Genomic DNA, 6911 nt, shown 5'->3' with positions numbered 1-6911 from the left:
CCCCCCCCCCCCCCCCCCCCCCCCCCCCCCCCCCCCCCCCCCCCCCCCCCCCCCCCCCCCCCCCCCCCCCCCCCCCACACCAGGGGGCCGCGACTCGAGCGCGCCAGCGCTCCAACAACTCAAGCCCAGAGCTGGCCGTCGAGTTTTTCCTCGGCTTCGTCGAGGGTGCCGTCGTAGGCGCCGGTGGACAGGTACTTCCAGCCGCCGTCGGCGACGACGAAGGCGATGTCGGCGCGCTTGCCCGCCTTCTGTGCCTTCTTCGCGATGCCGAGGGCGGCGTGCAGGATCGCGCCGGTGGAGATCCCGGCGAAGATGCCCTCCTCGCCGACGAGTTCCCTGGTGCGCTTGACCGCGTCGTACGGGCCGACGGAGAACCGAGTGGTGAGCACGGTCTCGTCGTAGAGCTCGGGGATGAAACCCTCGTCGATGTTGCGCAGGCCGTAGACGAGCTCGCCGTAGCGCGGTTCGGCGGCGACGATCTCGATGCCTGGCACCTTCTCGCGCAGGAACCGGCCGGTGCCCATGAGGGTGCCGGTGGTGCCGAGGCCGGCGACGAAGTGGGTGATCTCGGGCAGGTCGGCCAGCAGTTCGGGGCCGGTCGTCTCGTAGTGCGCGAGCGCGTTGGCGGGGTTGCCGTACTGGTACAGCATGACCCAGTCCGGGTTCTGCGCGGCGATCTCCTTGGCCATGGCGACCGCCTGGTTCGAGCCGCCCGCCGCGGGCGAATCGATGATCTCGGCGCCGAACATGGTGAGCAGCTGACGTCGCTCCACCGAGGTGTTCTCCGGCATCACGCACACGATCCGGTAGCCCTTGAGCTTGGCCGCCATGGCCAGCGAGATCCCGGTGTTGCCGCTGGTCGGCTCCAGAATGGTGCACCCGGGCGTGAGCCGCCCGTCGGCCTCGGCCTGCTCGATCATCCGCAGCGCGGGCCGGTCCTTGATCGAGCCGGTCGGGTTGCGGTCCTCGAGCTTGGCCCACAGCCGGACGTGATCGTCGCCGTCCCACTGCGGGGACAGGGTGCGCAGCCCGACCAGTGGCGTGTTGCCCAGGGTCGCGATCAGCGATTCGTAGCGGGCCACGTCAGCGCCGGTGCGAGCGACGGGCGCGGAGGAGGGAGCCCGCGTCACCACGCAGCGCCCCGGGAGCACCGAAATCGACACTGCCGCCGGCGACGGCCGGGAGGATGGTGACCGACGCGCCCGCGGGGACCTCGGCGTCGAGCCCACCGGCGAAGCGCACGTCCTCGTCGTCGACGTAGATGTTGACGTAGCGGTTGAGCTTGCCGTCCTTGAGCAGCCGCTCGGCCAGGCCGGGATGGTTGGCCTCGAGGTTGTCGATGAGCGCCGAGAGCGTCTCGCCCTCTCCCTGGACGCGCTTCTCGCCTCCGGTGAGACCTCGCATGATGGTCGGAATGGACACGGTTACCGGCATGGGGACTCCTCGGGTGTGACTCGGTTCGTTGGGGTTCAGGCGTCGTAGGACTCGACGACCCGGACGGGTTCTTCGGTGACCTCGCCGTCGACGATGCGGTAGCTGCGCAGTTCGTGCTGTTCCGGGTCGCGGGTGGAGATCAGGACGTAGTGCGCGAACGGCTCGGAGGCGTAGGAGATGTCGGTGCGGCTCGGGTAGGCCTCGGTGGCGGTGTGCGAGTGGTAGATGACGACGGGGGTCTCGTCGGCGTCGTCCATGGCGCGCCAGACCTTCAGCTGTTCGCCGGAATCGAAGCGGTAGAACGTGGGCGAGCGTTCGGCGTTGAGCATGGCGACGAAGCGCTCCGGCCGGTCGCTGCCCTCGGGCCCGGCGATGATGCCGCAGGCCTCGTCGGGGTGGTCGGCTCGGGCGTGCGCCACCATCGCGTCCACGAGATCGGCCCTGATCACCAGCACTTCCTCGACCCTTTCCACAAACCGTCCAGCGTGCTGTCGAGCACCACCTCGACAACGACTCACCCTATTCGGGTATTCCTGGCATCGCGCACACCGGTCCCCATCAGCGCGGGAACAGATCCCGGTAGGCCGGGATGTCCGCGATCGAGGTCGCGCTGAGCACCGCGTCGACGACGGCGCGTTCCACCGCCACCGCGGCGGCCGTGCACAGGTCGTCGAGCAGCAGCAGATCGCCGGGGAAGGCCCCGGGGAGCGGGACGGGCGCGACCTCGATCGCGCCGGTGGACAGCGCGAACAAGGTGTCGCCGTCGAGCGGGGAGTGCACGGGCCGGATCGCGCGGGCCAGCCCGTCGTGCGCGGTGGCGGCGAGGCGGCGGCACGAGATCGGGTCGAGCGCGGCGTCGGTGGCGATCACGCCGATCGTGGTGTTGAGCACGATGCTCTTCACCGGCAGCGCGTTGAGCGCGGCGATCTCGGCGTCGGTGCCGGGCCGCAGACCGAAGAATTCGGGCCCGTCGGTGCCCGCGCCCCACGGCAGGCCGGTTCGCGGATCGACCACTGACCCGACGGGATTGGCGACGATCACCGCGCCGACGGTGACACCCTCACCCGGCCCGTCGGTGAGAACCACACTCGCCGAACCGATTCCGCCCTTGAGCGCACCGGCGCGCGCACCGACCCCGGCACCCGCTGTGCCGCGCGCGAACTCGGTCGACGCGGCCTCGGCGGCACGGAATCCGAAGTCGGCGTCGGGACGGATGTCCCACGCGCCCACGGGCAGATCGAAGATCACCGCGGCGGGCACGATCGGCACCACCCGGCGGGGATCGGTGGGGTCCATCGGGATGCCCTCGCCGTGCTCCTCCGCCCAGCGCATGACGCCGTCGGCGGCGGCCAGGCCGTAGGCGCTGCCGCCGGTGAGCAGCACCGCGTTGAGCTGACGGACCGTATTGGCCGGATCGAGCAGGTCGGTTTCCCTGGTGCCCGGTCCGCCGCCGCGCACGTCCACCGAGGCGGTCGCGCCGCCGGGGACCCTGATCACGGTGCAGCCGGTCGCGGCGCCGGTCCCGAGGGTGACCTCGTCGTCGAGCACGTGGTGATGGCCGACCAGCACGCCCGCCACGTCGGTGATCGCGTTTCGTTGCCCCGGGGTGCTCCGCATCCGTCGACCCTACGTCGCGCGGCGCGGCGCGGTCGGCCGGCGCGGACCCGTGGCCGGGTTACCGGCGCTCGACTCGGCGGCTCAGGGGGCGAGCGCCTGGAGCAGCGAGTCCTGCATCCAGGTCAGCCAGTGGTAGACGTCCAGATGCGGCGCGCGCGGATCGCTCGGGTCGAAGTGGTCGGGCGTGTCGTCGTCGATGTCGAGCAGGGTGCCCAGCGCCAGGCGGACATCGGTGAGCGCGGCCAGCCACGCGTCGGCCTGCTCCGGGGTGAGCACGATCTTGCCGCCCGCCTCGGGGCAGCTGTCGAGGACCACCCGGCCCGCGGCCAGTTTCGCATCGATGATCTCCGGCTCGTGCAGGCTGCGCAGGGCGGCGTTGAGGTCGGCGCGCTTGGCGTCGGGCGAGCCCGGCTCGGCCCGGTGGAAATCGGGCAGCAGACGCAGCAGCTGCGGGTCGTCGGGCGGGGTGGAGTTGCCCGTGCGCAGGCCGGTGAGGGCGGCGAGTTCGTCCTCGGGCGTCTCGGCGGCGCGGTCGCTGAGCAGTCCGGAGACGGCGCCGATCAGGGAGCGGAGAACTGTGGCCTCGTGCTCGTCCATCTCGGACCGCAGTTTGAGGCCACTCAGTGAATTCTTCCTGCTCCACTTCCGCACAGGGTTACACGGTACTCAGTCGTCGCGCTGCATGGTCGCCCAGAGCCCCGCGGCGTGTAGCCGCCGCACATCCTGTTCCATCTTGTCGCGGGAGCCGGAGGACACGACCGCCTTGCCTTCGTTGTGCACCTGCAGCATCAACTCGGTCGCCTTGGCTTTGCTGTAGCCGAAGAGCTTCTGGAAGATGTAGGTGACGTAGTGCATGAGGTTCACCGGGTCGTCCCAGACGACGGTGACCCACGGTCGGTCCTCGGCCTCGAGGATCTCGGTGTTCTCGACGGCCTCCGGAGTCGCCTGCGCCGCGGACAGTGCGGCGTTCACGGCGTCGGTGGCGGCGCCGGCTCGAACGGGATTGCACACGGCCATAAACCCCAGGGTACGACGCGGCCCCACAGAAACAACACCCGGCGTGACTACAGTTTCGGGTGTGCAGATCCGTGACGAGGCCAGCACCGCGCTGCTGACCGACCAGTACGAGCTGACCATGCTGGCCGCCGCGCTGGCCGACGGGTCGGCCCATCGCGCGTGCACCTTCGAGGTGTTCGCCCGGCGCTTGCCCAACGGTCGCCGCTACGGCGTGGTGGCGGGCACCGGCCGGGTGCTCGAGGCGCTGACCCGCTTCCGCTTCGGCGAGGCCGAGCTCGAGGTCGCGGCGAAATTCCTCGACCCCGCCACCGTCGACTGGCTGCGGGCCTACCGCTTCACCGGTGACATCGACGGCTACGCCGAGGGCGAGCTGTACTTTCCCGGCTCGCCGATCCTCACCGTGCGCGGCAGCTTCGCCGAGTGTGTGCTGCTGGAGACGTTGATCCTGTCGATCCTCAATCACGACAGCGCCATCGCCTCGGCGGCGGCGCGGATGGTGAGCGCGGCGGCGGGCAGGCGAATGATCGAGATGGGCTCGCGCCGCACCCACGAGTTGGCCGCGCCGTCGAGTTCCCGCGCCGCCTACCTGGCCGGTTTCGACGCGACCTCCAACCTGGAGGCCGTGCGCAGCTTCGGCGTGCCGGGCGCCGGCACCAGCGCGCACGCGTTCACCTTGCTGCACAGCGGCGCCGACGGCGAGCACGAGGCCGCCGCGTTCCGCAGCCAGGTCGAGGCACTCGGCGTCGGCACCACGCTGCTGGTCGACACCTTCGACATCACCAGGGGCGTCGCCACCGCGATCGAGGTCGCGGGCACCGAGCTGGGCGGCGTGCGGATCGACTCGGGCGATCTGGGCGTGCTGGCCAGGCAGGTCCGCGATCAGCTCGACGGCCTCGGCGCCACCGGCACCCGCATCGTCGTCTCCGGCGACCTCGACGAGTACGCGATCGCGGCCCTGCGCGCCGAACCGGTCGACGTGTACGGCGTCGGCACCTCGCTGGTGACCGGGTCCGGCGCGCCGACCGCCGGGATGGTCTACAAGCTGGTCGAGGTGGAGGGCGTTCCGGTCGCCAAGCGCAGCAGTCACAAGCAGTCCCGCGGCGGCACCAAGAAGGCGGTGCGCCTCGCGCGCGCGACCGGCACCATCGTCGAGGAGATCGTCTATCCGGCGGCGGGAGAAACCCCGGCCACCAACGGTTTTCAGGTCAGGGAATTGCAGGTTCCGCTCGTCCGCGCCGGCGCGGTGGTGGAGGGCGTCGCCACGCTGGCGCTGAGCCGTGAGCTCGTCGCGCGCGGATTGGTCAGCCTGCCATGGGAGGGGTTGAAGTTGTCGGCGGGTGAGCCCGCGGTGCCGACGACGTTCCTCGGATGAGCCGGCTCGGCCGGACCGGTGGACGGCACACGGCTGGCCGCGTCGGCTCGGGCGGCGGACAATGGTGACCTCAGCGAAGCGGCGCTTCGACGCGACCGGCGGAAAGTGGAGGATGGCATGGCACGCGGCCTGGTGATCGTGGATGTACAGAACGACTTCTGCGAGGGCGGCTCGCTGGCGGTGACCGGCGGCGCGGCGGTGGCCGCGGCGATCAGCGAGTTCGTCGCCGGGCAGAACTACGACGCTGTCGTCGCGACCAGGGACTATCACGTCGATCCCGGCCCCCATTTCTCCGCCGAACCCGACTATGTCGACACCTGGCCCCCGCACTGCCGCGTCGGCACGCCGGGCGCCGACTTCCACCCGGCCCTGGACACGGGCTTGGTGGAGGAGGTGTTCTCCAAGGGCGAGTACTCCGCGGCCTACTCCGGCTTCGAGGGTTCCGCCGCCGACGGCACCTCGCTCGCCGAGTGGCTGCGGGCCAGGGAGATCGACACCGTCGACGTCGTCGGCATCGCCACCGATCACTGCGTGCGCGCCACCGCGCTGGACGCCCGCACCGCGGGATTCGACACCAGGGTGCTGCTGAACCTCACCGCCGGTGTCGCGCCGGACACCGTCGCCGCCGCGCTCACGACATTGCGCGACGCCGGGGTCGAGCTGTCCGGGATCCTGCCCGCCTGAGCACCGCGGATAACCTGCACGCATGGACTACCGATTCCCGGCGCCGACGCGCGACCGGCTGACGACCGCGCTGGCCGAGGTCGACAGCATCCACGACGCCGCCGACATCGTGTTCTGGTCCAACCCCGGCACCGGCGAATTGCGGCGGCGCGGCATCGGCGCCTTCGCCGAACTCCCGCCCGCCTTCGCCCACCTGCTGGCCCTGTCGAGCCTGCACAGCACCGTCCTCGAGTCCGGCTTCAGCGGCTACCTGCGCACCCGGCGCAGCGAACTGCCTTGGGCCACACGGGGTCTGCGCGCGGCCGGCATGCCGCAACTGGCCGCGGCCGCCGTCCTCACCGCCCGCGACTTCTCCCCCAGCTCCCCCGACGACGACCTCGACCGCTTCTTCGACGACGAACACCAGACCCTCGCCGCCCCAGGCCGGATCCGCCGCCCCGACGGCGCCCGCGCCGACGACCCCGACGAGATCTACGACATCAACGAGCCGGACGACTTCGAACAGCGCATCCTCGACTACATCCGCACCAACCTCGACGACTTCGTCCGCGAGTACTGAACACGCGGCCCTACGGCTACGCGGATCCCGTGAACCTGGAACGCGCCGACGCCCCCGAACCAGCCCCACACGACCCGACCTGGAGGAGGGTCCGCCGCGCAGCGGCGGGGGGGGGGGGGGGGGGGGGGGGGGGGGGGGGGGGGGGGGGGGGGGGGGGGGGGGGGGGGGGGGGGGGGGGGGGGGGGGGGGGGGGGGGGGGGGGGGGGGGGGGGGGGGGGGGGGGGGGGG

The 6911-nt window shown here is 71.6% G+C and carries 10 protein-coding genes; 4 read left to right on the top strand and 6 right to left on the bottom strand.

Annotated elements, in window-relative coordinates; genetic code table 11:
- Positions 1 to 119: 119 nt before the first annotated feature.
- The 6 genes from QH270_RS33570 to clpS form a co-directional block, all read right to left on the bottom strand.
- On the bottom strand, positions 120 to 1082 hold the full coding sequence (locus tag QH270_RS33570; RefSeq protein ID WP_280348762.1) for a PLP-dependent cysteine synthase family protein: 963 nt from the start codon (positions 1080 to 1082) through the stop codon (positions 120 to 122).
- Position 1083: 1 nt separating this feature from the next.
- Entirely contained in the window at positions 1084 to 1434 is a 351-nt protein-coding gene (locus QH270_RS33565; protein WP_280348758.1) for a MoaD/ThiS family protein, read from the bottom strand.
- Positions 1435 to 1469: 35 nt separating this feature from the next.
- Positions 1470 to 1889, bottom strand: a complete 420-nt coding sequence (locus QH270_RS33560) for a M67 family metallopeptidase (RefSeq protein ID WP_280348760.1) — start codon at positions 1887 to 1889, stop codon at positions 1470 to 1472.
- Positions 1890 to 1992: 103 nt separating this feature from the next.
- A complete protein-coding gene (locus QH270_RS33555) occupies positions 1993 to 3051 on the bottom strand; it encodes a P1 family peptidase (RefSeq protein ID WP_280348756.1) in 1059 nt (352 codons plus the stop codon).
- Positions 3052 to 3132: 81 nt separating this feature from the next.
- Positions 3133 to 3702, bottom strand: a complete 570-nt coding sequence (locus QH270_RS33550; protein ID WP_110041582.1) for a DUF2017 domain-containing protein — start codon at positions 3700 to 3702, stop codon at positions 3133 to 3135.
- Between the two features lie 15 nt (positions 3703 to 3717).
- The gene (gene clpS / locus QH270_RS33545; protein ID WP_280348755.1) at positions 3718 to 4068 is read right to left on the bottom strand and encodes an ATP-dependent Clp protease adapter ClpS; all 351 of its coding nucleotides are present in this window, start codon (positions 4066 to 4068) and stop codon (positions 3718 to 3720) included.
- 61 nt (positions 4069 to 4129) lie between these two features.
- Here clpS and QH270_RS33540 point away from each other — a divergent pair, with 61 nt between their 5' ends.
- The 4 genes from QH270_RS33540 to QH270_RS33525 form a co-directional block, all read left to right on the top strand.
- Complete coding sequence (locus QH270_RS33540) at positions 4130 to 5440, top strand: nicotinate phosphoribosyltransferase (RefSeq protein WP_280348754.1); 1311 nt, start codon at positions 4130 to 4132, stop codon at positions 5438 to 5440.
- Positions 5441 to 5557: 117 nt separating this feature from the next.
- Positions 5558 to 6124: an isochorismatase family protein gene (locus tag QH270_RS33535; RefSeq protein WP_280348752.1), complete on the top strand. Its 567-nt coding sequence runs from the start codon at positions 5558 to 5560 to the stop codon at positions 6122 to 6124.
- A 22-nt stretch (positions 6125 to 6146) separates the two neighbouring features.
- Positions 6147 to 6683: a DMP19 family protein gene (locus tag QH270_RS33530; protein ID WP_280348750.1), complete on the top strand. Its 537-nt coding sequence runs from the start codon at positions 6147 to 6149 to the stop codon at positions 6681 to 6683.
- A 29-nt stretch (positions 6684 to 6712) separates the two neighbouring features.
- The coding region (locus tag QH270_RS33525; RefSeq protein ID WP_280348748.1) for a hypothetical protein at positions 6713 to 6911 on the top strand (199 nt) is incomplete at its 3' end.

The sequence above is a fragment of the Nocardia neocaledoniensis genome, from assembly GCF_029868625.1.
Classification (GTDB): Bacteria; Actinomycetota; Actinomycetes; order Mycobacteriales; family Mycobacteriaceae; genus Nocardia; species Nocardia neocaledoniensis_A.
This window is presented reverse-complemented; position numbering and strand designations above follow the sequence as displayed.